Origin of the sequence: Microvirga sp. M2, from assembly GCF_047497095.1 — a bacterium.
Classification (GTDB): domain Bacteria; phylum Pseudomonadota; class Alphaproteobacteria; order Rhizobiales; family Beijerinckiaceae; genus Microvirga.
In genome coordinates this window covers 1-26,559 of the sequence record NZ_CP134065.1, presented here as the reverse complement: position 1 = coordinate 26,559, position 26,559 = coordinate 1, and the positions used below count along the sequence as shown (strand labels likewise).

Genomic DNA, 26,559 nt, shown 5'->3' with positions numbered 1-26,559 from the left:
CAATCACTGATGGCCTTTCTTCGCGATACAGAGATCCGCGCACGCGGCCGGCGCCGAGCCAAGGCGCAGGGAGTGAGCGCCGAAGAGGTGCTGACACGGGTCTCGCGTCAGCCCCGGTCACATTACGACATCTTTTTATCTCAGACGATCCGTGATGCCGAGATCGTCCTTGGTGTTTATGATCTGCTGACGAGCCTTGGCTACGACGTATTCTGCGATTGGATTGAGGCACCAGCGGTCGACCGTAGCGAGGTGACACCTGCGAACGCTGCTTTGGTTCGCGCGATCATGGGGGTGAGTGACACCTTTGTCTTCCTCGATACAGACGGCGCGGCACAATCACTGTGGATGTGCTGGGAACTCGGATGGTTTGATGGCGGGCGCGGTCCCATCGCAGTTCTCCCTGTACTACCAGACGGCGAGCACTACTACCGAGGTCGCGAATTTTTGGGCCTCTACCCTTATGTCGAGGTCGACGAGCAGGGTCGCTTGAAGGTAGTTCGACCAGTTGTCGCGGGACCGGGTGGCGTCATGATATTCGAGGCCCCAAATTCTCGATCATTTGAGTCGTGGCGCACTGATCCTCGCGACTTCATGCGGCCGCGCGTGATCGGTGGAGTAAGACGGTAAGGGCCTTCCTCGAAAGCTGAAAGTGAGTGTAGACCCGGCCAAAAGATGAATCACGGCTTCCGCTAACCACCTGTCCCATATGTACTTATTTTCGAGTTTGGCTAAGATTTTCCTGAGAGACCCATTGATCTGCCTCACTCCAAAAAGAAGAAATTTGATAGTCTAGTTGGAAGGGCAGAGCGGACGTTCAAATGCGTCCCGTCTACTTCCCTGGCTGACCCTGAGCCGAGATGGCCACCCAGCAGTTTTCGCTGTCTAATGCTCAGGCGTTTCACAGCATCGTTTTCATTCGTCCCGAATGATCGACCGGATCTTCTGCGCTAGAGCATCGACCGCAAACGGCTTCGTGATCATCTGCATGCCGGGCTCCAGGAAGCCCGCCGCCAGGGTGGCATTCTCGGCGTAACCCGTGATGAACAGCACCTTGAGGTCGCGGCGGCGTTCCCGGGCGGCGTCGGCGAGCTGGCGCCCGTTCAGGCCTGGCAGACCCACGTCCGTGATCAGGAGGTCGATGCGCCGCCGGGACTGGAGGATCTTCAGCCCTTCCGGTCCGTCCGCTGCCTCCAGCGTCCGGTAGCCGAGATCCTCCAGCACCTCGATGATCAGGCTGCGCACCACCGGCTCGTCCTCGACCACCAGCACGGTCTCGCCTGACTCGGCGCGCGGCGCCTCGGCCAGCGTCGCGGCCTCGATCTGCGCGTCCGTTTCGCCGCGGTAGCGGGGCAGGTAGAGTTTGATCGTCGTGCCCTGGCCGAGTTCGCTGTAGATCTTGGCGTGACCTTCCGACTGACGGGCGAACCCATAGACCATCGACAGCCCTAATCCGGTCCCCTGACCAATGGGCTTTGTCGTGAAGAATGGGTCGAACGCCCGCTCGATCACGTCCTGCGGCATGCCTGTTCCCGTGTCCGTTACGCAGATGCAGACATACTGGCCGGGCTTCACGTCCCGCTGCGCCGCGATGTAGGCCTCATCCAGGTGGGCGTTGCAGGTCTCAATCGTGAGCTTGCCGCCGTCCGGCATCGCGTCGCGAGCGTTGATGACGAGGTTGAGAAGCGCACTCTCCAGTTGGTTGGGATCGCAGAGGGTCGGCCAGAGGCCTCCCGCCAGCACGACCTCCAACGTCACCGTCTCGCCAACGGTGCGCCGGAACAGGTCCTCCAAGGAAGCAACGAGCGCGTTCGCCTGCACGGGCCGGGGATCGAGCGGCTGGCGGCGGGCAAAGGCGAGCAGACGGTGCGTCAGGGCGGCGGCGCGGTTGGCGGACGTCGTGGCTGCCGTGATGTAGCGATCGACGGTCTCGAGACGCCCCTGCGAAACGCGTGTGCGCAGCATGTCGAGGGATCCCACGATCCCGGTCAACAGGTTGTTGAAGTCGTGCGCGATGCCCCCGGTGAGCTGGCCGATGCTCTCCATCTTCTGCGACTGCCGCAGGGCCTCCTCGGTCTGACGCAACGCCTCGGCTGCCGCTCGCTCCGCCGTGATGTCGCGGCCGATGGCGTAGAACAGTCCCTCCTTCGGCACTGCCGTCCACGAGATCAGCCGGTAGCTGCCGTCCTTGGCGCGAAAGCGGTTCTCGAACCGGAAGGTTTGGGCACCCTGGTCAAGGCTCCCAAGTTCGGCGAGCGTGCCCTCGACATCATCGGGATGGATGAGCCCAAGAAAGTTGCTGGCGAGCAGTTCCTCCTCGGACCAGCCGAGCATCGTCGTCCAAGCCGGGTTGACGGCAACCAGCGTTCCGTCCGAGCGGCAGACGTCCATCAGGTCGGTGCTGAGCTGCCAGATCTGATCCCGCTCCCTCGTGCGCTCCTCGACCTCGGCTTCCAGGGTTTCGTTCAGGCGCCGCAGCGATTCCTCGGCGCGCCGGCGCTCCTCGATCTCGCGTTGCGCCTTCTGGAACAGGCGGGCGTTGTCAATGGCCACGGCCGCGCCCGCAGCGAGCCCGGAGATGAGCCGCTCCGAGCGCTCGTGGAAGACGCCCGTCTGCGCATGTCCGAAGAACAGGCCGCCGATCACCTCACCGGATCGGGACGTCACAGGCACAGCCAGGTAACTGCGAACCGGCAAATGCCCTTCCGGCATGCCTCGATGCGGCTCCGAGTGTCCGTAGGCTGGATCCTGGGTGATGTCGTCCGAGCGAACAATGCGCTCACCGTTGAACGTCGGCGCGAACACCTTCGTATTGCGGGGCATCGGGAACTTCGAGAATGCCTCACGCGGAACGCCCGAGATCGAGTAGAGCATGTAGCTCTCGCCGGCCTCGTTCTCCACGTTGTAGAAGAACGCGCCGAACTGGGCTCCGGTGAGCTCCACGCCTGCGTCTGTCACACGCTGGACCAGCCGCTCGAGATCGTGCTCCGAGGCGGCAGCGGCAAGCGCCGTGTTGAGGATCTCCAGGGCGCGGGTTTCCTCCCGCAGGGCGTCCTGGCTGGACCGACGCTCGGCAATGTCCTCGGTAGTGCCGTACCACTCGACGATCGCCCCGTCTGGACCACGCCGGGGAAAGGCGCGCGAGTGCATCCAGCGGTAGGTGCCGTCGCGCATGCGGGCGCGATGCTCGATGTCATAGGATTCACCGGTTGTGAACGCTCGAGTCCATGCCTCACGCGAGGGGCCGAGATCTTCCGGATGAATCGCCTCTGCCCATGTCCCGCCGAGCCCACTGGTTCCCGTCCAGTCCTGCCAGCGCTGGGCGACGCGGTCGAGCTGTCCGTCGGGGCGGGCCGTCCAGGTGACCTGCGGGTTCAGCTCGACCGTATGACGGTAGTGATCCTCCGCCTCGCGAAGCTGGGCCTCTGCACGCTTGCGCTCGCTGATGTCACGGTAGAAGACTGAGAGGCCGTCAGGAGCCGGATAGGCGCGGATCTCAGTCCAGGCCTCCCGCCCGTCAGGCCACGTGTACCTGTTCTCGAACGTGGCCGGCACGCGCTCGGCCATGCACCGTTTATAGAACTCACCCAATGGCGAGTTCTCGGTGTTGGGCCAGACCTCCCAATGGGTGCGCCCGATGATCTCGGCCTCGGGCCGCTGATCCAGCCTCAACCCGGCCGGATTGATCCGGAGGATGCGGAACTTGCGGTCGAGCAGAATGAAGGCCTCATCCATGCCGTCGAGCACGCCTCTGGTGCGCTCCTCGCTCTCCCGCAGGGCGCGCTGGCCAAGGACCTTACCGGTCGTCTCCGTCGCGGCGCAGAACATGCCTGCAATGGTGCCGTCATCATCCCAGACGGGATTGTAGGAGAAGCTGAACCAGGCATCCTCGCGGTAGCCGTGGCGTCCCATGGGGATCAGCAGGTCCTCATGCCAGCTCGCCTGCCCGGACAGGGTCTGGTCGACCAGTGGCCTGATCTGCGTCCAGATGTCGGACCAGACCGCAGCGAAGGGGTGCCCGAGCGCGTCGGGGTGCTTGGCACCGAAGATTGGGATGTAGTCGTCGTTGTAGAGGAAAGCGAGATCCGGACCCCAGGCGATGAACATCGGCTGCTTGGCATTGAGGATCATCCGCACGAGCATCCGCAGCGGCCGGGACCACGTCTCGGGTTCTCCCAGGGGCGATCCCGACCAGTCATGCGAGCGCATGCGGGCACCCATCTCCCCGCCACCCGAGAGGAAGTCGCGATCGGTGGCGGTTGGCCGTGGGCTTCGGTCGTGCATCGGGATTCCGGATGGAGGCTAGGCCGGGCGGCCTCGGTGACGGAATGCGATCTAGGGCGACGCGCCCCGCACCGCAACCGTCGTCCCAAGGGTCTGGCCTCGAGACAATGTGTATCATCGCCTACGCGAGATAGGAGTTCACCCCTTGGGGCAGGGAACTGTCACCAGGATGGTCCAAAGGCTTGATCCTCCTCCCGCTGAGGCTATTTCCCAGCCCCCATGCATCCATCCGGTTCCTCACCCCCTCTTGTCCTTGTCGTCGAGGATGATCCCATGGTCCGTGCCATGGCTGTCGATGCCCTCGAGGACGATGGATTCGGGGTGCTCGAGGCCCCCCTCCGCCGATTTCGCCGTGACCCTGCTGGAATCCAGACCCGACATCGGCGTGGTGTTCACGGACGTCACGATGCCCGGGACGCTCAACGGCTTCCACTTGGCGCGCCTGGTCCGAGGGACCTACCCGCACATCCACGTCCTGGTTGCGTCGGGCGCCCTGCCGTCCGGATTCAGCGGCGTGGCGCCGGATGCGCGCTTCGTGCCCAAGCCCTACCGCATGACGGATATCGTGCGGATCATCCGCGAGATGGCTCGGTGACGTGGCTTCCATTGCGGGCCTGGAGCGTCTTGCCGCCTTTATGGCAGGCCGCAGGGTCCCTATATCCCGACTCCTCCCTACGAAGTCATCCCAAACGCCATGACTGGCCTTGCAAGGGCAGGCCATGACCCGTGGACATGAGGCGCCACCAACGAGACCGAACGCGATGCACGGCAGCCTTGGACCCAACAGCAGACTGGATTTTCTCTCGGGCGGAGGCGAGATGGGTGCACTCATCCGCGCCCATGACTGGGCGGCGACGCCGCTCGGCTCGCCGGGGCAGTGGTACTTGGAAGCAAGGTTTGGTGTGCTGGAAGGTCTGGGGCACCCCACATACGCCGATTTGGATGCAGCCCAAACAGGGATCGCCCAGTACCTTGCCAGACGGCGCGGAAGCGGCCTGACAACTCCATGAACGGTCTTCTCCGAAGTTGAGCGTTCATCTCCGGAACGTCTGGAATTGGCGGCGTGACCGAGCAGGGCAACCGCTACCTGCGCTCGATGCTGAACGGTCGGAGCGCTGGCAGCGATCCGCTTTGCCCAGCGGCATGGGACGAGGCGCCCCTGGCTCGTGCACCTGCTGGCGCGGCGAGCGGCCAAGGTGGCAGCGGTAGCCCTGCCCAACAAGATGGCTCGCATGGTGTGGGCGATCATGGCCAAAGGCGAGCGCTACCGTGAGCCAGTGATCGGACAGGCCGCGTAATACCTCGTCGGATCCTTCGACGAGACCAAGGTTGGGAACGGCGAAAGACACTAATGCAGGATCCGGTCCAGCCGGGAAGCGGGACACCCCATTCGTGCCAGAGCATCGTGGAATGCGAGGAATTGGTCGGGCCCCCTTCGCGAAGGGCATTATGGCCAGCGGTCATGAGCACCGCAGCAACAGGTCGAACACATGGCCGCATCGACCAACCTTGCAGAAGCGTTCAACAAATCCCTTGCCAACGGGGAGCCGCTCACACATGGCGCGAGGCTGACGAAAGCCGGATTTCCGCAGGCCTAGGGCAAGCTGACCTTCATAAGGCCATGTCGACCGGCTCAGTTTGACCGAGCCTATGTCAAAACGCGACCAGGCCGCTCCGTAGAGCAATTTAATTTCCTGTAAGTCCCGATAGACCGGGAAATCTCCGGTACACTAGCGTGAACTTGTACAAATAGTTCGTCGAGATCAGGACGGTCTGAGTTTTGACACACCCCTCGACCCAACTCGGACGCTTCAACAGCTCAATCACAAACCCCGAAGTTTGCCGAATCTGGACCGACCACTTTTGGAGCTAGGAGAATGAAGGCTGCACTTGAAAACTGCGACCCGTCCCGCGCTCGACCCGGATCGATCACCGCCCCGCCAGCAGGGGAACTTGTCCGAGCGGCCAACGGCGGCGCAGCTCGCCGCCGTTCTCCGAATGACCGCGGCCAAGCATAAGGAGCTTGGACGGATTTGGTCCGCCGGTAGCACGATCAGCACCTACTCGTGAATAGACGGCCGAAGAGCTGCAGGCTCACCAGCGACCCTCCGCTTGACGCTGACGGAGCGCAAGTTCGTCATCGCTTGGAGGTTTTGTGGCAAAACTGCTGGTGCGAACCTCTCCATCACGCACAAACGATGCGAAGTGGACGCCCTTGGGCGAGTGCGCCTGCTCGACCAACGTCCAGGACCGGGCTGTCGCCGGATCGCCCGAGTACCAGCGTTTGCCGCGTCCAAGCATGACCGGGAAGGTGATCAATACCAGCTGATCGACAAGGCCCGCGGGAAGCAGCGCCTGGTAGAGCATGCTGCTGCCCTGGATCAGCAGGTCCGGTCCATCGCTGGCCTTGAGGCGCGCGACGGCCTCGGCGGGATCGCCGACGAGGCGCTGGCTGTTGTTCCACGTCAGCGGCCGGTCCGACGATGTCACAACGTGTTTTCGAACGGCATTGAAGGTCTCGCCGATCGGCTGGTCACCGTTGTGCGGCCAATACGCGGCGAAGATCTCGTACGTTCGCCGGCCAAGCAGCAGCTCATAGCTGCCGCCCAGCAGCCGCCCCATCGGCTCGTCCAGCGTGTCGTCGAAATAGGGGAACACCCAGCCGCCATGCGAAAAGCTGGTCTGGTCCTCCTCTGGCCCGCCGGGTGCCTGGATCACGCCATCGAGTGATTGAAAAAGAGAGCCGATGATTTTACGCATCGACGGTTTCTCCGCGCTCCGCAGCCTCGATCCGGGCGATGTCGATCTTGCGCATCGTCATCATCGCTTCGAACGCTCGCCTGGCCGCGGCCTTGTCAGGATTGCTGTTGGCTCGCAGCAGTGCACGGGGTGTGATCTGCCACGAAAAGCCCCAGCGATCCTTGCACCAGCCGCAGGCACTTTCCTGCCCGCCATTGCTGACGATGGCGTTCCAATAACGGTCGGTCTCTTCCTGGTCGTCGGTCAGCACCATGAAGCTGACCGCCTGATTAGCCTCGAAATTGGGTCCGCCGTTCAGGCCGACGAACGGACGGCCGAGCACAGTGAACTCGACCGTGAGCTCGGAGCCCTCTGTCCCACCCGAAAGTCTGACGGGGCGTGCATGGGAGCGCCAACACTGCTGTCGGGAAAGGTTGCGGCGTAGAACTCCGCGGCCTTGCGGGCTTCCCCATGATCGAACCACAGGCAGGTCATGAGCTTGTCGCTAGCCACGATATTTCTCCTTAAGCGGGTCGACCAATCCGAAGACGGCGCCCTGGGGGTGTACAGGGCGGCAAATATTCGCCGCCCGGGATTTTGCTGGGGCAATGAAGGATCGTGCCATCGCCGGCGCGGCCCAGCCATTCGACTCGATTGCCTTGGAAGCATGATGCAATGAGTTATATTTTGCAACTGTCTAGTTATAAATAATAACCAATATGCGAAGAAGCGTGCCCAAGCGGAGCTACGACGATGCCTGTGGGAGGCTCATGCGCTGGAGCTGATCGGGGATCGCTTGTCATTCGGCTTTGAACCCAGACCCTAGCGCATGCCAAACGTAAGCCTCTCGACGGCTTGAGGCCTTTCTCAGAGCGGGAGGGTCACGAGCAGCGCCGTCTGTGACCCCTCTGTCACAGCGGTTTGTTTCGCATGTTCAGCCGCTTGCACCTGTTCTGATAGAGGTCAACGTTCGGTGCCGAGTTCCAGTCAAGAGCGGAATGCAAAATGCAACGATCAAGCTTGTCGGGCAGTTGTTCCCGGCAGCGCGAGCGTAGGTGCGGCATGTCGGACAAGGTGGACGGGTCCTTGGCTCCGGTGGCTTCAGGGCATCGTGCTCCTGCTGATCGCCAACGTCGTCAACATCGGCGCGGATCTCGGCGCCATGGCCGATGGCGCAGGCGGCCCTGAGGGATGTCCATGCGGCGGTGGTCCGGCATTCGGTAGCAGAAACCACCAGGCACTGGCTCGATGCTCCAAATTCAACTGTCTGGTTGACTATACCCTTGGCAGGCGTTAGTTAAACCATATGGTTGAACAAGAGCCCGCCCGCCTTGACGCTGTCTTTCACGCGCTCTCAGATGCAACACGCCGAGCGATGCTGCGCCAGCTTTCGACTGGTCCGTGCAGCATCGGGGAACTCGCGGCCCCTTTCTCCATGAGCTTCGCTGGCGCATCCAAACACGTGAAGGTCCTGGAGACGGCAGGCATTGTGCTCCGTGAGGTCCGGGGCCGGACGCATCTCTCTGCCGGCTCGATCCCACACAGCTTGCTGAGGCCGATGCATGGCTTCGCTACTATGAACGCTTCTGGACCGCACAACTCGACATGTTGGAAAAACTGTTAGCGGCGGATGCCAAGAGCGAGAAGTCTCACAAAAGGAAGCCGAAATGACTGTCAGAGATAAGCCCGCTGTCGTCGTGGTGCGTCGCTTCGATGCCTCACCGGAACGCGTGTTCGACGCTTGGCTGGATCCCGAGATTGCGCGCCGCTGGCTGTTTTCGACACTGGGGGGCGAGATGGTTCGCGCCGAGGTCGACCCGCGGGTTGGCGGCCGTTTCATCTTCACCGACCGGCGCGATGGCGAGGAGATCGAGCACGTCGGCGAGTATCTCGAGATCAACCGCCCGTCTCGCCTAGTCTTCACCTTCGCCGTGCCGAAATACAGCGATGAGTATGATCGTGTGACGATCGAGATCCGCCGCCTCGACAAAGGCTGCGAGCTGACGCTCACCAACGAGATGTCGCCCGAGATCTACGGCGAGTGGGGAGAGCGCACCCGTGGTGGATGGATGACCCTGCTCGATGCCCTTGCCAGCATCCTTGGCCCTGGAGAGGAGTCCGACATTTCATGTCAGGAGATGCCGGAGGGGCCTCTCAAAGAGACATTGGCAAAAAATCTCGCGGTTCCAAAAGAATAGAAGGGTTTTGGTGGCTTTTGCTGCTGAATGCCGCGGTGGTCGGCCTACTCCTGGCTGCGCTGTATTACCCAGTGTGACGGCGGTGATCCTCGGCACGTCTGATTTCGCCCTGGGTGCAGGCGCCTTCCTTCCGCTGGTGTTGTGGCGGACCCCGCCGTGGCTGCTGGTCCTGAGTGCCGTCGGCGGAGGGGCCATCCCAGCACTATGACGTTTCAGTCTAAAGGTCTGATTTAGCACATCCCGGAAGTAGAACGAGATTCTGGAATGCGCCGACAAGCGGACCTTCCTCTGGCCTTTTGAATGTGCAGCTACTTAAGCTGCTCAGTACAGGCAGCGCTCCTTGGAAGTTTGAAGGTCTATCTCCGGCCAATGTCCGACAAGGATGTAGGGATTATCGGTCATTGACGATGTTTCGCAAATGCCACGATCTACACGTTCATGACGTGATGAGTCTTGAGCAACACGATCAATCACAGGCAAGATCGCCTTTCCGGCAAGGCGCAATCGTCGTGCCCAGATCCAGGTCCTCATTTAGCATTCATCAAACTAATCAATGAGGACTTGGTAACGACGAGCGCACATTAGCACTCGTGCATGCGCCTCACTTCAGGGCCGGGGCCGCTGCTCCTCTTGAGCATCGTGCCCCTGCGTTAGTTCGTTCCTGTCATGCCGGGATAGGTATTGCGAGCCTCGCCAGAATGGCAGGACCTCAGAGCCCGAACAGCCTCTCGAAGAAGTTCTTCTGGCGCTTGGGGCGCCGCTGGGGTTGGCTCTTGGCGCTTTCGCCGGCATTGGCATAGCGCGGATCCTGTCCGGCGCCACCCACACCCGGCAGGCCCACCGGCTTCTGATCCTTCAGGGCGATCTTCATGAAGTTGTGCCAGATGTCGGTCGGCAGGTTGCCGCCAGACACGCCCCTGGTGGGCGTGCTGTCGTCGTTGCCGAGCCAGACGCCGGCAACCAGATTGCCAGTGAAGCCCACGAACCAAGCGTCCCTGTAGTCGTTGGTGGTGCCGGTCTTGCCCGCCATGGGCCAGCCGGGAATTTGCGCCTTCTTGGCGGTGCCGATGACGAAGACGTTGTGCATCATCGCGTTCATCATGGCATCGATGCGTGGATCGATGATGCGGTCCAGACCGCCGGATGCCGGGCGGCTGAAGAGGTGCTCGCCATCCGTAGTCTTCACTTCGGTGATTACATAAGGCACAACCTCGAAGCCCCCGTTGGCGAAGGCTGCATAGGCGCCCACGAGCTCAAGCGGCGTGACTTCGGAGGTGCCGAGCGCGATCGAGGGATCGGCTTGGAGTGGCGAGGTGACGCCGAGGCGCTGTGCCGTCTGCACGACGGCCTTGGGCCCGACCTCCATGTTGAGCTTCACCGCCACGGTGTTGAGGGAGAGCGCGAGAGCATTGCGTAAGGTGATCGGCCCCCGATAGCCCCGGTCATAATTCTCGGGCTTCCAGCCGTTGATGTTGACCGGCGCATCCGTGCGCACGGTGTCGGGGGTGAGCCCCCGCTCAAGGGCCGTCAGATACACGAAGGGCTTGAAGGACGAGCCCGGCTGGCGGCGGGCAGAGGTCGCCCGGTTGAACTGGCTCGTCTCGTAGTCGCGGCCACCCACGAGAGCTGTCACAGCCCCGTCAGGCCGCATGGCCACGAAGGCGCCCTCGCTTACATTGAACTTCTGGCCCTTGGCGTTGAGCTCGTCCACCAGCACCCGCTCGGCCGCCGCCTGCAGGGTCGGCTCGAGGGTGGTCGAGACCACGATGTCGGAGTCGATGGTGCCGACGACGTCGTCGAGCACGTCCATCACGTAGTCAGCGGCATAATTGGCAGAGCCGGCTCCTTTGGGACGCACGGGCGCGGCCGGTGCGCCGAGCGCCGCCTTCGTCATGTCCGGCGTGACGAAGCCGAGTTCGTTCATAGCCGCGATCACAAGTTCGGCGCGGGCCTGCGCGGCCTCGGGGTTGCGGTTGGGGGCCAGGCGCGATGGGGACTGGACGAGGCCCGCCAGCATGGCAGCTTCCGACAGCGACACGTCGCGGGCCGACTTGCCGTAGTAGCGTTGGGCGGCCGCTTCGACGCCGTAAGCGCCGGCGCCGAAATAGACCCGATTGAGATAGAGCTCGAGGATCTGGTCCTTGGTGTACTTGTGTTCCAGCCACAGCGCCAGGATGGCCTCCTGGATCTTGCGCGAGGCGGTGCGCTCCTGGGTCAAGAACAGGTTCTTTGCGAGTTGCTGCGTCAGGGTCGAGCCGCCCTGGAGGCCTCCATCGTGGGACAGATTGCGGTAGGCTGCGCGGACGAGGCCCATCAGGTCGATGCCCCAATGGTCATAGAAGCGCCGGTCCTCGATGGCGACGAAGGCCTTGGGCAGGTAGGGCGGGAGCTCCTCCAGGGAGACCTCGCGGCCGCCCGTTTCGCCGCGGTTGGCAAGGAACGAGCCGTCGCTCGCCAGGATTGCGATGTTCGGGGGCCGTTTCGGCACGGTGAGCTGATCCATCGGAGGTAGCTGCGAGGCGTAGTAGGCGACGACGCTGCCCAAGCCGACGACGCCACACAGGCAGAGCACGAGCCCGGTATAAACCACCTTGCTGAAGAACGAGCCGCCGCCGGCGCGCTGGGCCTGCTTGGGAGAGCGAGGCTCGTCATCGCCGGTTTGAGGGGCTTGCCTGCGCGCCACGGCCTCGCCGTCCCGGTTCTCAGACGTAGGACCAGAATCCAGCTCCTGCACTTCCCTAGCCGGTGCGTCGACAACCGACTCGCGCCGGTCACATCCGTTCGCCACGTGTGATCAACCCCCGTTCATGTAGCCGGTGCAATCCGATGTTTCTGCCATAGGGTCTTGGCACAACCAAGAAGACCCGGGGCGGACATCCATATCGCTCCTTGACATCCCACGCGTGAGGGCTCCGTCAACTTAACGGAGTAAAAGCGGTTTTCCACCGTTCTCAGCTCTTCCGCGACGGGTCACCGAAAAAGCGTGGCCCGCTCCGGACCGAAGCACCAGGCAGGGCAGGTAAATGCGCTAAGCTGACGGCGCCGTCCGGGGTCATAGGTAATCCGGGTCGAAGGATCCTGCATGCCCCTTCACTTGTGAGGCGGACCGTAGCATCGTCTCTGCGCATCAGGAGCTTCCAGTCCCTTGAAAGCCTTGCCATGCCAACGCGGGCGCTGACAGGCTGTACCTCCAGCGGAACGCCATGTCTGGGGCCTCTCCATCGCAGGGCGAAGGTCCACGGTTTCCGATAGAGCCCGTCTGAAATCAGTCCTGTGTCAGATCTCGGACGGCGTCGCAGGGCCTCTCCCGCGTCGCCATGACTAGCTCCCTGCTCGAAGGGGAAGAACCTCCAGCGCACAAAAACGCCCCGGTGAAAAGCGTGACGGTCTTCAGCCGGGGCGTCCGTGGCTGAAGGGGGCTTTATGCCACACCAGCTAAGCTAGTCTGCCCGGGCCGCCCCGCAACTGGACAAAAGAGATGAGTCTTTATCCCTGCTTGCGCACTTCCTATCGGGAGTTGCTCAGGCAAGGAAACGCCCTAGCGGAAGGGTCCTTGCTCGCCCCCTGGCTCAGGGCGTGAATGTCCTTGGCTGACGATCAGGTTCGGAGCCTCAGCCAAGGCTACTGCGGCTCAAGCGAACTGACTTACAGGATCAGCTCCCATTTGAAACTGCATTCCAGAACATCCCGTTTGGCGCAAAAGCGAAGGGTACTGTTCTCCAAAGTTTCGTCCGTGAAGAGAGGTGTTGCCCAGATGGATTCGACAGCAAGCTCGCGCAACAATTTCAAGTGGCTACCAGATTGACGCGAATATCCTCCGGGTCCTCGTTGCCGATCCGATCGCACCAAACGTGTTATTGGGCAAAGCTCTCGCTCTGTTCCCTTCCTGAGGTGCATCACGTTCTCGCCTCATCCCAAATGGTTATCCGAAGTAATAGCTCGGGGAACCATAGCTATATCGGTTCGCTTACCCTCCTTATGATGAGGGTATTGTTCGATAAAACGCGGTCTCTCCGACATCTGCCATGGCCCGTGCGCTACGGTGCAACAGCTATCCTTGTGGCAGTGGCGTTCATCCTCAGGCAAATCTTCTCCGATGTGCTGAGAGAGTTTCCTTTTCTTCTGTTCTTTCCTGCTCTTATCCTGTCGGCTGTTCTCTTCAACCGGGGCAGCGGCCTCGTTGCAACGGTGCTGAGCGCCGCGCTCTCAGCCTATTTCCTTCTCGAGCCGATCGGCAGCTTCGCGATCAGAGACCCGGGCCAGTTTCTCGGCTGGTGCCTGTTCATGGTGATCGGGATCGCGATCACGCTCATCATTGAGGCCCAGCATGTGGCCTACCGGCAACTCAAAGAAGCCCATGCAGAACTGAAGCGGGCGCATGAAGCTGCGAAGGCCTCGGAGGCTGACAAGGCCGAGCTTTTGATCGAGTCCAATCACCGGATCATGAACAATCTGCATACAGTGATTTCGCTGCTCCACCTCCAGGCCCGCAGCACCAAGGAGCCTACTCGCGAGGATTTCATGACTGCCGCAGAGCGCGTGAGCGTCATGGCTAAAGTGCAGCGGCGTCTGGTGCGGTTCGAGGGAGCCGTGTTGGCGGACAGCCGCTCGTTCATCGAGGAACTCTGTTGCGACCTGGAGGCAGCCTTGGTCGGCCTTCGCCCCATTCGCCTTGATGTCGAAGCCGAGAGCCATTCCATTCCACTCAATCAGGCGGTTTCAGTTGGGCTCATCATCAATGAGCTTCTGGTCAACGCGCTCAAATATGCCTTTCCCGATGATCGTGGCGGACATGTCAGGGTAGCGTTTACGCGTACCGGCGATGAATACTGCCTTGCCGTCAGCGATAATGGCGTGGGTCTGCCCGCTACTCAGGGGAGCACGCCTTCCGCGACATCGACGGGCCTGGGGCAGCGCCTGATCCGTTCATTCGTGATGCAGCTTAACGGGCGGCACGAGATCGAACCGCTCTCGCCTGGAACACGCGCTCAGGTCTGTTTCCCGGTGTCTGCGTCTCAGGGATGAGGGAGGCTAGGTCCGGGTTGTTGGGATGACAAGCGACGATGCAGGGCAGCCGATTACTATGCCACCATCCCTCGTAGACAAGGAACCTCCTTTCATCTCAGGGCGTAGAAGCTAAGCGGGCCGGAAGAGCTCCGCCGGATGAATGAGAGGACACGCCCATGCTCAAGACTGCTGCCGCCTCTGCCCCGTTGGCCCGCCACGCCATGGCCTATGTTCTGGCTGGCGGGCGCGGCAGCCGCCTCCTGGAACTCACCGACAAGCGGGTCAAGCCGGCCGTGTACTTTGGGGCCAAATCTCGCATCACCGACTTTGCGCTCTCGAATGCGCTGAACTCCGGCATTCGGCATATTGCCGTAGCCACGCAGTACAAGGCGCACAGCCTGATCCGCCACCTGCAGCGGGGGTGGAACTTCTTTCGTTCGGAGCGCAACGAGAGCTTCGACATCCTGCCGGCGAGCCAGCGGGTGTCCGAAACCATGTGGTACGAGGGCACAGCCGATGCGGTCTACCAGAACATCGACGTCATTGAGAGCTATGCACCTGAGTACATCATCATTTTGGCGGGTGATCACATCTACAAGATGGATTACGAGATCATGCTTCGCCAGCACGTGGATTCGGGCGCGGACGTCACCGTCGGGTGCCTCGAAGTGCCACGCATGGAGGCGACCGGTTTCGGCGTCATGGCGGTCGATGAGACCGACCGCATCGTCTCCTTCCTGGAGAAGCCCGCTGATCCGCCGGGCATGCCCGACAAGCCTGATATGGCACTTGCCAGCATGGGGATTTACGTCTTCAACACACGCTTTCTCTTTGATCAGCTGAAGCGCGATGCCGCTACGCCCGGCTCAAGCCGGGATTTCGGCAAGGACCTCATCCCGTATCTCGTCAAGCACGGCAAGGCCGTGGCGCACCGGTTCCCGCATTCCTGTGTGCGCTCCTCCGGGGAAGCAGAAGCCTACTGGCGCGATGTCGGCACTCTGGATGCCTATTGGGCGGCCAACATCGACCTGACCCATGCCAGGCCGGCCCTGGACCTGTACGACACCGCTTGGCCGATCTGGACTCATGCCGAGATCACCCCGCCCGCAAAGGTGATCGAGAATGCGGACGGACGGCGAGGGGAGGTCATCAACTCGGTTCTGTCCGGCGGCTGCATCATCTCGGGAGCGGTGGTGCGAGGCTCGCTCCTGTTTACCGGCACGCGGATTCACCCCGGAGCACAGCTGGAGGAGGCAGTGGTGCTGCCGACAGTGGAGATTGCCCGCTCAGCCCGGCTGAGGAAGGTCATTGTCGATCGGGGTGTTCGGATCCCGGAGGGGCTCGTGGTAGGCGAGGATCCGGATCTGGACGGACACCGCTTCCGGCGCACTGATTCCGGCGTCTGTCTGATCACCCAGCCCATGGTTGATCGACTCGGCAAGTAGGGCCCTGGGCCCCGGCGTCCGCGGAGGGAGATCGAACCCCTGCCGAGCGGCTTCCGCTCTTGACTGCCTGCCCCAGGTTCTGGGCAGGAAGGCTCTGGCGCCCACTGTACTGTACTATACTGTCCGTACGGGAGGACCCGGCTCGTGACCATCTGTTGTGAGGTTCCGGCTCTCCGGATCGCCCATCGCAACGACTACGCCACTGCGCAGGAACGATAATGGGTCGTCGCTCGCGTTTCGATGATGCTGTCCTGGGGAAGGCTCCATAACTTTGCATCGTCCGGCCCAATCGTCCCGATCGCAACCGGTCTCCAGTGGTCCCGGGCGGTGCCGCAAGACGGGCGGCCCGCGCCCGGGCCATCATGGGCCATATCTGCCATTCTCACGCAAGCCGTCCTTGAGCCCCCGATGGTGCTCTGGATCTTACCCTGGACCCTGATCGATCTTGCGCTCCGTCTGCAGTCGGGTGGCGCGGAACAAGCGCCCGAAGAACTCCTTCACGCGTCCGCCCAACGTCTTGGCGCCGCCCCTCATCCGATCTCGGTCCATGGCATCGCTCCTGAGGTCTGGCCCATTGGATCCGAACACCCAGCAAACCCTGGCTTCTTCTGAGATCCACACTCCTGCCGCACTGCGCTACTAGCAAGGCTGGCCCAAGTGTAAGAGCGAAAAGAGGGTTCAATGCACGCTTACAACCTGTTCCGGCGCAAGGGCGAAGCTGATTTGTTCTGTGCGGTGCCGGAAGACATCCCTGTCCCGGCATTCGTCACCCCAGAGGCATGGGAATTCGGCTGCTCGCTCGACATCCAAGCCCTATCAGGTTTCGATGCAGCGGCGGCAGAGATCTCCGCGAGAGCCAATGGCTTCTATCTCTTCCACTCGGCACTCTGATCGGGCGTGCAGGAACGAGGCGGGTTGCGTCTCCGTCAAACGATTTGATTGCTACGATGGCTGGTCCCATGAGGTTGGACGGGCGCCGGCCATCCACATGCCCACATCACAAGACAACAGAGTGGAGGCAGCATGTTTTTTGTCGTAACCGGAAACGGCCAGAATGGAGTGGTGGCGATCACCTGTGACAGCGCCGCCGCAGCACTCGAGAAGGCACGCCAGCTGGACACCGATGGGATTACCGACATCCTCATCACAGATGCCGATGGACTGCAGCATGTCCCGGCCGAGTTCGACCGTCTCTACGTCGCACAGCTTCCGTAGGGCGTGTTTCCGCGGGGCTTCAGATTGAATCCAAGCTCCTTCAGTTACCGCATCCATCCCTCAAGGCCGCAGATCACCACCGTGACGAGGATAGCGCCACCGAGGAGGATGATGTCCTGCCATGAGCTCAGGTCGACCATGGAACGCCTCCTGCCGTCGATAAAACGGATGCCGCCACTCTTCGACTCAGAATCCGAAACAACTCCATAGAAGGCGGCCGCATCTCATGAGATGTTTTATGCGGGACATGACTGGGCTTTGCGACAGCTCAGCCATGGCGCCACAACGTCCTGGGCGTGAACCAGTTCCGCGACGGCAGTTCAGCTCTCGGCAAAGCGAACAAAGGCCCGCAAGCCATCGATCAGCTGCGTTCGCTGATCCGCAGGCAGGCCGGGACAGGTGGCATCGACCAGAGCCGTCAGCTCCTCACGGCTGGGCCGGCGTTCCCGGATTTCGTTAGCCCACATCGCGATCTCGGAAGCCGTGCCCGCACACGAGGGGCACTCATCAATGATCTCGTGGGTGAGCTCAATGATCTGATCGAACGGGGCAGCGTCAGAAGCTAACGGCATGCTGGCACCAAATGACTATCGAGGCTGCCGTCACTTCGGCTCGACGCTTGGGTCGCCGCCTGGCGATCCTGGGGGTGGGATCACCCGCGTTGTGCCAGGATTTGGAACCGGTGGGCGGACGGTCATGTCGGGGGCAATGTTGGCGGGCGGCCGGATCACGCCATCGGTGCGACCCAGCTTGTCGCTGAGCGGCGCGTTGGAGCGGCCCACCGAACCGGTGGAGCGCGGATCCTGCGGGCCGGTGCTTTCGGATTTAAGAGTCTCGGAAGTCTGAGGCTGGCCTTGGGCCTGTGCCAGGGGCACCATACCGGCGACCTCGCCAGCCATAATGATCGCAGTCAGCAGAAGCTCTCTCGGTCTGAGGCGCATCTGGGGCCTCCCTTAACCTAGGTTAAGTTCTGCTCTCCAACGCGGCCTCACCGGCGACCGTTCCCCTAAGCCTCGCGGCTGATGACTTCTGGGGTCTTCAGGCTCATGAGCTCAATCTAATGCTTGGGCCAGTTCGAGCCTCGACGATCTCCCTCACGGCCCACATCGTGGATTGAGTGCACACTTCTCTTTTTAGGCTTCTTCGCCGTGCGATTCCTGTGCTGCTCAAAGCGAGGCAACTATGCCGAGCGACCCTGCTCCCGCTCCTTCCGCCTGAGGGCCAGGAGCAGATCGATGCACTCATCCGGGATCGGCTCGCCGATGAGGGGCCGGTAGACCAAGCGCAGCCTGCGGCCGATCCGAACCTGGGCGGCTTTGCCAAGATATCCTTGTCCGAAAGTCTGTTGGGGACCAGCCATCGTTGCTCCAGGTTTCCGCACGGCCGAGGATGTAACTGCATGGTTAACATCCGGTTAAAGTTCGGCTTGGAGGAGAGGATTAGCGAGCCTTCTCTGGGATTTAGCTTGGCCTACCTTCAAGGAGAGCCTGAGGCTCGGTAGGGCGTCCAGTGCGAGGGGTCTTTCAGACAGTGCGGCAAGCCCGATCAGTGGCCGTGCAATATCGCGGGAGACATTGCTACCCCACAACTCCTTACGCTCTCAGCCCTTCGGGGGATGAGCGCCGAAGCGCTGCCGGAGATCTCCGGCCAGGATGTCCGCCCCCACCGAGATGCAGAAATTGTGCTCGCCGGGCAACTCAACGACCGTAAGGTCAGGGCTGAGCCGCCGCCATCTGCGCCCGTCGAATTCGGCTGCGTAATACACCACCGGCACGGCCAAAGGCCGGGGCCTGTAGCGGGCCATGAGGGGGGTGTAGATTTCGTTGAGGGCCGACAAGGGAGCGTCGGAGGCGCCACGCCCTTTGGCCATCAGGGCCGTTGATTTGGCCAGTCGCTGGCCCCAGGGCATCTTCGGCAGCTTCTCGTACCGGTTCATCTGCTCGTAGACCCACGCCAGGCCGGCAGGCGGCGCGACATGGTCGACCAGTGAGAGGGCGAGACGCATGGGCGCATGCGCACTGGTGGTAGGGACATCGACCAATCCCACGAATTCGACTCTGTGGCCCGCCCGCGTCAACAGATGAGCCACTTCAAACGCCACCAATGCACCCTTGCATGAACCGATGATCCGGTACGGCCCGGTGGGCTGCCGCTCCAGGATCAGCTGCAGGCGCTCCTGCGCCATGGCCTCGATCGACCGGGGGGCCGGCCCGCCGCGCGAGCCATGGGGCTCGATCAGGACGATGGGTTGTTCCGGCGGCAGCAGATGCACCAGTCGGCGGACCAGGAGGCTGCCCGTATCCAGATCGCCATGGAGGAAGAAGAACAGAGGAGGCTGGTCGCCCTCGGCATTGAACACGGCGCAAGGACCTTCGGGGGCGCCGATCTGCCGAGCCATCTTCGGCGCGAGGAGGCGGATGGTTTCGCCCTGAAACAGGGCCGAGGCTGGAAGCAGGAGGCCTAGCCTTTTCTCGACCTCCAGCAACATCTCGACGGCCAGCAGCGAGTCGCCCCCGCGCTCGAAGAAGTCGTCGTCGACCGTCAGGTCCTCCAGCTTGAGCACCCTGCGCCATATTCCCAGCAGCTCGCGTTCGAGCCGCCGGATGCGCGCGCAGCCGGACGGGGCACCGGACCCTTTGGATTCGGCCGAGCCAGCCGTAAGGAGGCCCGCCAGGTGCCGGCGTTGAACCTTGCCGGTGATCCCCTTCGGCAGCTGTTCCAGGACCAGGATGGTGCGCGGAATCTTGTAGGACGTCAGCTTGTCTTCGAGGAACAGGCGAAGGTCCGACGGTTCGGCGGATGCGCCGGGACGGAGGACGACGGCCGCAGCGACATCCTCGCCGTAACGGGGATGAGGAGCCGCGAAGGCGGCGGCTTCCGCCACCGCCGGATGGCGCAGGAGCGCCTGATCGATCTCGACGGGTGAGACCTTCTCGCCTCCGCGATTGATCAATTCCGTCAGACGCCCATGGAGGGAGAGGAAGCCGTCCTCGTCGATGCTGCCGAGATCGCCCGTTCGCAGCCAGCCGTCGACGAAAGCGGTTCGGTTGAGTTCAGGATCATCCAGATAACCGGCCATCAGGGTGGGACCGCGGACCCAGACCTCACCCTGCTGGCCGTGCGGCAGCGGAAGCCCCGCTTCGTCGACGATCGCCAGGGTTCCAGGCCAGGGCACACCACAGGTTCCCGGCTTGCTCGGACCCGGCGGCGGCAGATCGGCGGCGATCTGCGCGGCCTCGCTGGAGCCGTAATGCTCCAGGACCGGCACATTCAGGCTCGCCTGCAGCTCCTCGCGCATGGCCTGGGGGAGCGGCGAACCGCCCGAGGTGATGAACCGCAGGGCGTGCCTGGCGGCGATATCCGGGATCGTTCCGGCCTTGTCCAGCACGGCGCGGTGGAGCGTCGGCCCTGCCGAGTACCAGGTCGGACGAAGCGTCTCGAACCACTCCGTCAGATCGACCGAGGAGGGATCCGCTGGAAGCGCGATGCTTCCGCCGGTGAGCAGGGGCGTGAAGGCCGTCACCTTCAGGCCATGCGAGTAGAAGGGCGGCGACACGCTGAGGCAGCGGTCCTGGGGCGTTAGCCCGAACCAGGCCTGAAGCCGGGCCGCTGCTGCCAGCATGTTGGCGTGACTGAACGGGATCAGCTTCTGGCGCCCGGTCGTTCCGGAGGTCTGCAGGATGAAAGCCGGGTCGTGGGGCGCGGGCTCGCCGTCAGGGACGGAGGAGCCGGAATCCGGAACGTTCAGGTCCAGGCCGAGCCGGTCACCCCCTTGGGGTGCAGCCTCGATGATGGCGAGGTCGCGCTGTTCGGCCGCCAGCCGCAGCTCGGGGTGACTGCCTTGCAGCACCAGGAGGGCGTCCAACCGGAGAGCCCCGATGCGTTGATCGAGCTCGGCGGTCGTCTGCCTTGGATCGAGGGGCACGGCCACGGCCGCACAGGCAATGGCCACGATGGCGAGGACCGCCTGTGGCCCGTTCGGCAGCAGCACCCCGATCCGGGCGCGGTGGGACAGTCCGCCGCGACGCAGCCGGCTGCGGATGTCGTCGATCCGGCTCTGCAGGTCGAGATAGCTCAAGAGTGCAAAATCGGGGGTGAGAATGGCCGGATTCTGCGGTTGCAGGGCGGCAAGCCGGCCGATCACTTGGCCCAGCGTGACTTGGTCCAGGGTCAGCTGCGCCTCCGCGGCAGCTGGATCACTTGATCGGGATAGGGCAGCGGAGGCCAAGGCTGTTTGGACGTTGGAGTTTTCGCTTGTCACCAAGGCTGTCCTTCAGATCGCAGGCGAAGTATCCGACTGATCACGGATACGTGAAGAACAGCCGAGCGCAAGATTTTCTCCCGGGGATACTTCCAAAGAGGCGATCATGATCTCATAAGGCTGATAATAATCCCGAAGAGGTGCCGATTGGGACGATTACTATCCGATAAGGCATAAAGCTTCCTTGGTTTCGGGTGCGGCTCCTCAAGCGGTTTCGTTTTTATTTGTCGTGGCGCCATTCTCTTATTCCGGCAAAGCTAGGCGGTTCAGCGCCAACCCATGGTTGAGCCGAAGAGGCTGGGCCGTTCGCGCTCGGAGATCATGCAGCAAGCTGTTCGAAAATGATCCCGTTGGTGAGCTCAACAATACGGCCGAGCGGGCGGCGTTGTCGGTTCAGAAGGCTGTCGTCACTTCGGCTCGATGGTCTGATCACCACCGGGCGTGCCCGGAGGCGGGATGACCCGCGTTGTGCCGGGGTTCGGAACGGGCGGACGAACGGTCATGTCGGGCGCGATGTTGGCCGGCGGGCGGATTACGCCGTCTGTGCGATTCAGCTTATCGCTCAGCGTCTCGTTCGAGCGCCCGACTGAGCCGGTGGAGCGGGGATCCTGTGGGCCCGTGCTCTCGGGCTTGAGGCTCTCGGATGGCTGAGGCTGGCTCAGAGCCTGTGCTCCTTGCTCCCGACCAGCTACGAGGCTGACCATAGCAACGCCCATGATCAGGAGCGTTCTTGGACTGAGGCGCATGGGTGGCCTCCCTTCATCGGGGTCAGGTTCCGCTGTTCAACGCGGGCTTCTCTGTGGTCATTCCGCCCGGTGGGCGCTCGAACGGCTCATGCAAGGGCGGCAGGATTATCGGCCGCCCGGGCCTTCACCAGGTGATTGTGCCTCGGCCCTGGCGATCATCCGTTCAATCTGCTCGATGAGGGCGGCCGGACGCACCGGCTTGGGCGCAAAGACGGTCCGAGGCGGGAGATCTCCTGGGCCCTTTAGACTGTCGGTGGATTGTTCTATGGCCGTCAGCAGCGTGCTCCCGGCCGACACCGTCGACCTTGATGACGTGTTCTCCGCCAGGGTCATGGCCGACGGAAACCTGGTCGTCTACACACGGTAGCCGCCAAGCCGATTATCTTCCTCGGAGTTCCGGCCGCATGGGTCGGGGCTTTGCGGCGCGACAGGCCGCCAGGCCCCCCGCATGGTGTTGACCATGCGGGGGTGTGAGCGCTCTCATGGCTGAAATGGACTCCAGGGAATCCGCGTTGGAATCTGTTTAGCGCCGCCGCACGACACGCCGGCGCCGGTTGTCGCCCTGAACCTCATCGACGACACCACCGGGAGCGCCGGCCACTGCACCAGCGCCGGCGCCGACCACCGCTCCGACAGGCCCTCCCACCACCGCTCCAGCCAGCGTCGCGCCAACGGCGGTGCTGGTGGCCTGCTGCCGGGTGGCGCAGGCTCCCGCCAGGAGACACAAGGCTGTCACGAACATGAGTTTTTGCATGAACTTCCTCCAACGGATCCGATCCTGGATCACCGCGACAACTCCGAGAAAGCTGGGCAGTTCTGTCACACGCCCGCAAAACAGGAAAAAATCCTGAAAATGGCAATGTTTCCAGGTCTGGCGGTTGGGCATCGGGCCTCAGCGGCGTGCGACCTGACACGCCGAGGCGTTGCCGCTGCTGGATTGCTGGTGTCGGATGATACCCCGTCAGCAGGCGTCCTATTGAGACGCTGGGATTGCCCCATTAGAGAGCACCCAACTCCGCCGAGTGGTCTCTGCGCGGCCTGAAGGAACGTGTTACCAATCCGGGTCCATGCCTCGGATGCGGAAGGACTGCTGATGCGCTGCTTTTTCCACCTCGTCAACGGTCGAGAAACGATCCCAGACGACACGGGTCTGGAGGTTATCGATCTTGAGATGGCTTCGGCCCAAGCACGGAATGCGATTGACGAACTGCGGCAGGCCAACGGCGGGAATAGTGACGATTGGAGCGGATGGCGCCTTGAGATCGTCGGCCCAGAGGGCAGCCTTCTTCACTCTCTCGACCTTGAACCGGCTCTGTCTTGACCATAGCTCTTGCGGGGACCCTGTTGCCAATCCTTGTTTGATAGCAGGGATGACAGGCATTTGTCGTCGGGCCTACCGATCGCGGTTGCGGTAACCCTCAAAGCGCCATTGAGCACGTGCTTTGAGGGTCACCTCGGCCAAGCATATGACGAAGCTGTCCCCAGCCGGTCTGCTATCCCCCGCGTCGCCACACCCCCAGGCGAGCCGAGCGGGCCTGTTCCTCCGCCGCCAGAAGCTCGTCCGCCGCATCCGGGGCTGCGCGCCCGCCCCCGGCCGCCAGGATGATCGCCGACAGGTTCTGCCCGCCAATCTGGCAGCGATGCACGCCCGATGTTCCGCTCGGAGTGCAGGCGATCTCGCGCCGCCGCAGAAAGCGGGCAAGTTGCCGGGCCATGGTCCCACGCTCGCCCTGAATGCCTTCCAGGCGGATGAGGGTGCCGCCAATGGCCAGGGTTCCCGTGTCGAGCACCTCGGGCACACCACGAAGGCTCTCGCTGGTTGAAGGAGCGGGCGATGGCAATGGGAGAGGGGCAGGGCGATCAGGTCCGCCGGCCACCTGAGTGGCAGGAGAGCGACGCTGTCCCGTCGCAAGAACGGGTGTGGCGCGGGCCATGAAGTCGTGCCAGATCTGAGCCGGCAGATCGCCGCCCACGACCTTGTTCATGGGCGTGTTATCGTCGTTGCCGACCCAAACCCCGACGATGAGGTCCGGCGTGAAGCCGATGAACCAGGCGTCCCGGTATTCCTGCGTGGTGCCCGTCTTTCCGGCGACTGGCACATTCGGCAGCCCGGCGGCCTTGCCCGTGCCCTCGCGCACCGCCGTCTGCAGGAGGTCGAGCATCGCAGCCCGGCTCTCGCCCAAGCTGCCGGCGTTCGGCCGGGCAGTGGGGCGCGTGGACAGGGTCTGCTGCCCCGCTCCCTGAAGCGAGCTCACGGAGTAGGGCTCGATCGCCTCGTTGCCGGTGGCCACCGCAGCATAGGCGCGGGTCATCTCGAGCAGGGTCACCTCGGCCGAACCTAGCGCGAGGCTCGGTACGTTCGGCAGCTCCGAGGTGACGCCGAGACGCTTGGCGGTCTCGATCACCGCCGGAATGCCGACTTCGTCTGCGAGCTGCACCGCCACCGTGTTGATCGACTGGGCGAATGCAGTCCGCAGAGGCATGGCGCCGCCGAAGCGGCCGTTGGCGTTCTGGGGTTCCCAGTCACCAATCTGGGTCGGCTGATCGACGACGGTGGATTGAGGAGTGTAGCCCTTTTGTAAGGCGGTCAGATAGACGAAGAGCTTGAACAGCGATCCGGCTTGCCGCCGCGCCTGGGTGACCCGGTTGAACTGGCTCGCCTCGTAGTCGCGTCCGCCGACCAGGGCCCGAATGGCCCCATCCGGCGAGAGCGCCACCAGAGCCGCTTGCGAGGCATTTTTCTTGCGGCCTTCTGCCTCCAGCCGCCGCTCGATGATGCCTTCTGCCAGTCGCTGGAGCTCCAGGTCGAGGGTCGTGCGCAGGGTCAGGTCGCCGGTGGCGCCACCAAGCAATCGGCGGACATCGGAAGCGACCGTATCGACGAAGTAGTTGGCTCCCGGTGGAGTCTCTGGTGGAGTCCGCAGGTTCACGGGTTCCGCACGAGCCGCTTCGGCCTGGTCTGCCGAGATGGCTCCGGTCTCCACCATCGTCTGGAGAACGGTGTCGGCCCGTTCCTTCGCGCCGCCGAGGTTGCGCGTGGACGCAAGCTGCGATGGGGCCCGGACAAGGCCGGCCAGCATGGCGGCCTCCGCCAACGACAGCTCCTTGGTAGGCTTGCCGAAGTAGCGCTGGGCTGCGGCATCAACCCCATAGGCGCCCGCGCCGAGATAGGCTGTGTTGAGGTAGCGCAGGAGGATGTCCTCCTTGCTGAGCTGATACTCGAGCCAGAGGGCCAGGATCGCCTCCTGAACCTTGCGGCGCAGGGTCTGCTCGGGCGACAGGAACATCAGACGGGCGAGCTGCTGGGTGATGGTACTGGCGCCCTCCCGCGTGCCGCCTGCCTGCACGTTGCGCCAAGCCGCCCGGAGAATGCCGCGCGGATCGATGCCGCTGTGCTGATAGAAGCGGCGGTCCTCGATGGCGACGATGGCCTGCGTCAGGTGAGGCGGCAGATCGGCCGCCGTGAGTTTGGTGCCCTTGAACACGCCGCGGGTGGCAAAGGTCTCGCCGCTGTCGGACTGGATCACTAGATCTTCGACGCAGTGATTATGACCCTTTGGCGAGTGGCTCGGGCGAGGCGATTTTAGGATAGGCACGGCCCCCCATTTTGGCACGGGCGTTTTCGGTGGTGAACATCCACCTGACCCGAGCCCCGGCGGCGTTCCTGCCTGGGCGTGGCCGGGAGCGGCGGGCGCGTCTCGCCGATGAGCTGGATCGGGCTCTCATCGAAGCACACCACCGGGTGCTGCGGATCGGACGGTCTTGGCGTAGAGATCAAGCACATCCTCCATGCGGGGCGACGTAGGCGCCATCAATTTTCGGAACACACCACATCTTCCGCTGCCAGGGCTTGAGCGCATTTTCCGCCAAACGCCGGCGCACCGTCTCGCGCGACAGGCGCTCATGAGTGAGTGAGCCGCACGATCCTCGCCGGCCAAGAGTTCCAGCGTCCAGCGGGCGCGGCCCGCGGGCGGCTTGGCGCAGGCGGTCGCCACCAGCAGCGCCTCCTCCGGGCCTGAGAGCTTGCGGGCGGCGCCGGGACGGGGCTCCTCACTGAGCGCCCGCTCCAGGTTGCCTTCCACGAAGCGGCGCTTGGTCCGATACACGGTCGAGCCGCCCACCGCGACACTCTGGGCAATCGTCGCGTCTGGGACCCCGGCATCGGCCGCCAGCAGGATCTGCGCGCTCGCTTGAGCGTTCGGGCCGCATGCTTGCCGCCGCTGAGCATCGCCTGGAGTTGGGTGCGCTCGACCTCGCTCAGCTCAATCCGGTAGCATATGTTCCATCTCGGCCTCCCGCATGAGAGGCCCAGCTGAATCAGCCACTGAATCGAGCGTGTGGCCAATGTCTGAGAAAAGCTTCACCGACCGGCAGGGCCAGTACTTGGCCTTCATCGACGCCTACACGCGCGCGTCCATGGCCGCCCTCCGGCCGAGACCGACATGCAGCGCCATTTTCCAGTGTCAGCCGCCTTCCGTGACACCAGATGATCCTGACCTTGGAACGGGCCCGGCTTGATCCTCCCGTCAGCCCGAATGGCGCGAAGCATTGAGGTGTTAGTCGCCCCTGAAGGAGCCTGCCCCTCCTCCGCCACCCCCCACCTGTCAAATCCTCTGTGCCAAGGATCTAGCCGATATCCAAAGCGAGTTAAGCGCGCGCGGCCC

General features: G+C 63.0%; 18 protein-coding genes and 4 pseudogenes. 10 read left to right on the top strand and 12 right to left on the bottom strand.

The annotated features are described in order from the left end of the window. The first annotated feature begins 9 nt into the window (after positions 1-9). Positions 10-630 carry a hypothetical protein gene (locus RE429_RS28665; protein WP_414476224.1) on the top strand — a complete coding sequence of 207 codons (621 nt, stop codon included), beginning with the start codon at positions 10-12 and terminating at the stop codon, positions 628-630. Positions 631-915: 285 nt separating this feature from the next. Here the strand turns inward: RE429_RS28665 and RE429_RS28660 are convergent, their stop codons facing one another. Then, positions 916-4,284: a PAS domain-containing protein gene (locus tag RE429_RS28660; protein ID WP_414476223.1), complete on the bottom strand. Its 3,369-nt coding sequence runs from the start codon at positions 4,282-4,284 to the stop codon at positions 916-918. A 237-nt stretch (positions 4,285-4,521) separates the two neighbouring features. After that, entirely contained in the window at positions 4,522-4,680 is a 159-nt protein-coding gene (locus RE429_RS28655) for a hypothetical protein (protein ID WP_414476222.1), read from the bottom strand. 10 nt (positions 4,681-4,690) lie between these two features. Here RE429_RS28655 and RE429_RS28650 point away from each other — a divergent pair, with 10 nt between their 5' ends. Continuing rightward, positions 4,691-4,879: a hypothetical protein gene (locus RE429_RS28650; RefSeq protein WP_414476221.1), complete on the top strand. Its 189-nt coding sequence runs from the start codon at positions 4,691-4,693 to the stop codon at positions 4,877-4,879. A 1,499-nt stretch (positions 4,880-6,378) separates the two neighbouring features. Here the strand turns inward: RE429_RS28650 and RE429_RS28645 are convergent. Next, complete coding sequence (locus RE429_RS28645; protein WP_414476220.1) at positions 6,379-7,044, bottom strand: dihydrofolate reductase family protein; 666 nt, start codon at positions 7,042-7,044, stop codon at positions 6,379-6,381. Then, a pseudogene (locus tag RE429_RS28640) lies at positions 7,037-7,518 on the bottom strand (VOC family protein). The gene RE429_RS28645 and the pseudogene RE429_RS28640 overlap by 8 nt, the downstream one beginning before the upstream one ends. Before the next feature lie 811 nt (positions 7,519-8,329). Here RE429_RS28640 and RE429_RS28635 point away from each other — a divergent pair. Both RE429_RS28635 and RE429_RS28630 read left to right on the top strand, forming a co-directional pair. Continuing rightward, positions 8,330-8,694 (top strand): annotated as a pseudogene (locus tag RE429_RS28635) (ArsR/SmtB family transcription factor). Next, on the top strand, positions 8,691-9,221 hold the full coding sequence (locus RE429_RS28630) for an SRPBCC family protein (protein WP_414476219.1): 531 nt from the start codon (positions 8,691-8,693) through the stop codon (positions 9,219-9,221). Before RE429_RS28635 ends, RE429_RS28630 begins: the two are co-directional and overlap by 4 nt. A 709-nt stretch (positions 9,222-9,930) precedes the next feature. Here the strand turns inward: RE429_RS28630 and RE429_RS28625 are convergent. After that, positions 9,931-12,009 carry a transglycosylase domain-containing protein gene (locus RE429_RS28625; protein WP_414476218.1) on the bottom strand — a complete coding sequence of 693 codons (2,079 nt, stop codon included), beginning with the start codon at positions 12,007-12,009 and terminating at the stop codon, positions 9,931-9,933. Between the two features lie 1,244 nt (positions 12,010-13,253). Between RE429_RS28625 and RE429_RS28620 the strand changes: the two genes are divergently transcribed. Together RE429_RS28620 and glgC are read left to right on the top strand one after the other, a co-directional pair. Continuing rightward, positions 13,254-14,246, top strand: coding sequence for a sensor histidine kinase (locus RE429_RS28620; RefSeq protein ID WP_414476217.1), 993 nt, complete (start codon positions 13,254-13,256; stop codon positions 14,244-14,246). A 158-nt stretch (positions 14,247-14,404) separates the two neighbouring features. Next, on the top strand, positions 14,405-15,673 hold the full coding sequence (gene glgC / locus RE429_RS28615; RefSeq protein ID WP_414476216.1) for a glucose-1-phosphate adenylyltransferase: 1,269 nt from the start codon (positions 14,405-14,407) through the stop codon (positions 15,671-15,673). Between the two features lie 423 nt (positions 15,674-16,096). Here the strand turns inward: glgC and RE429_RS28610 are convergent, their stop codons facing one another. Further along, entirely contained in the window at positions 16,097-16,222 is a 126-nt protein-coding gene (locus RE429_RS28610) for a CsbD family protein (protein ID WP_414476215.1), read from the bottom strand. Between the two features lie 132 nt (positions 16,223-16,354). On the opposite strand from RE429_RS28610, the gene RE429_RS28605 reads away from it, so the two are divergent. The 3 genes from RE429_RS28605 (at position 16,355) to RE429_RS28595 (ending at position 17,454) form a co-directional block, all read left to right on the top strand. Beyond that, positions 16,355-16,564, top strand: coding sequence for a hypothetical protein (locus RE429_RS28605; protein ID WP_414476214.1), 210 nt, complete (start codon positions 16,355-16,357; stop codon positions 16,562-16,564). A 132-nt stretch (positions 16,565-16,696) separates the two neighbouring features. Beyond that, positions 16,697-16,888, top strand: coding sequence for a hypothetical protein (locus RE429_RS28600; protein WP_414476213.1), 192 nt, complete (start codon positions 16,697-16,699; stop codon positions 16,886-16,888). A 296-nt stretch (positions 16,889-17,184) separates the two neighbouring features. After that, on the top strand, positions 17,185-17,454 hold the full coding sequence (locus tag RE429_RS28595; RefSeq protein WP_414476212.1) for a hypothetical protein: 270 nt from the start codon (positions 17,185-17,187) through the stop codon (positions 17,452-17,454). A 614-nt stretch (positions 17,455-18,068) separates the two neighbouring features. Here the strand turns inward: RE429_RS28595 and RE429_RS28590 are convergent. The 4 genes from RE429_RS28590 to RE429_RS28575 form a co-directional block, all read right to left on the bottom strand. Then, entirely contained in the window at positions 18,069-18,248 is a 180-nt protein-coding gene (locus RE429_RS28590; protein WP_414476211.1) for a NepR family anti-sigma factor, read from the bottom strand. Between the two features lie 240 nt (positions 18,249-18,488). Further along, entirely contained in the window at positions 18,489-21,149 is a 2,661-nt protein-coding gene (locus RE429_RS28585; RefSeq protein ID WP_414476210.1) for an AMP-binding protein, read from the bottom strand. A gap of 407 nt (positions 21,150-21,556) precedes the next feature. Beyond that, a complete protein-coding gene (locus RE429_RS28580) occupies positions 21,557-21,895 on the bottom strand; it encodes a hypothetical protein (protein WP_414476209.1) in 339 nt (112 codons plus the stop codon). Between the two features lie 523 nt (positions 21,896-22,418). Further along, complete coding sequence (locus RE429_RS28575; RefSeq protein WP_414476208.1) at positions 22,419-22,649, bottom strand: hypothetical protein; 231 nt, start codon at positions 22,647-22,649, stop codon at positions 22,419-22,421. A 339-nt stretch (positions 22,650-22,988) separates the two neighbouring features. On the opposite strand from RE429_RS28575, the gene RE429_RS28570 reads away from it, so the two are divergent. After that, the gene (locus RE429_RS28570) at positions 22,989-23,216 is read left to right on the top strand and encodes a DUF6894 family protein (protein ID WP_414476207.1); all 228 of its coding nucleotides are present in this window, start codon (positions 22,989-22,991) and stop codon (positions 23,214-23,216) included. Positions 23,217-23,388: 172 nt separating this feature from the next. Here the strand turns inward: RE429_RS28570 and RE429_RS28565 are convergent. Together RE429_RS28565 and RE429_RS28560 are read right to left on the bottom strand one after the other, a co-directional pair. After that, positions 23,389-25,425 (bottom strand): annotated as a pseudogene (locus RE429_RS28565) (PBP1A family penicillin-binding protein); the annotation flags it as partial. A gap of 125 nt (positions 25,426-25,550) precedes the next feature. Beyond that, a pseudogene (locus tag RE429_RS28560) lies at positions 25,551-26,123 on the bottom strand (IS630 family transposase); the annotation flags it as partial. Between the last annotated feature and the right edge of the window lie 436 nt (positions 26,124-26,559).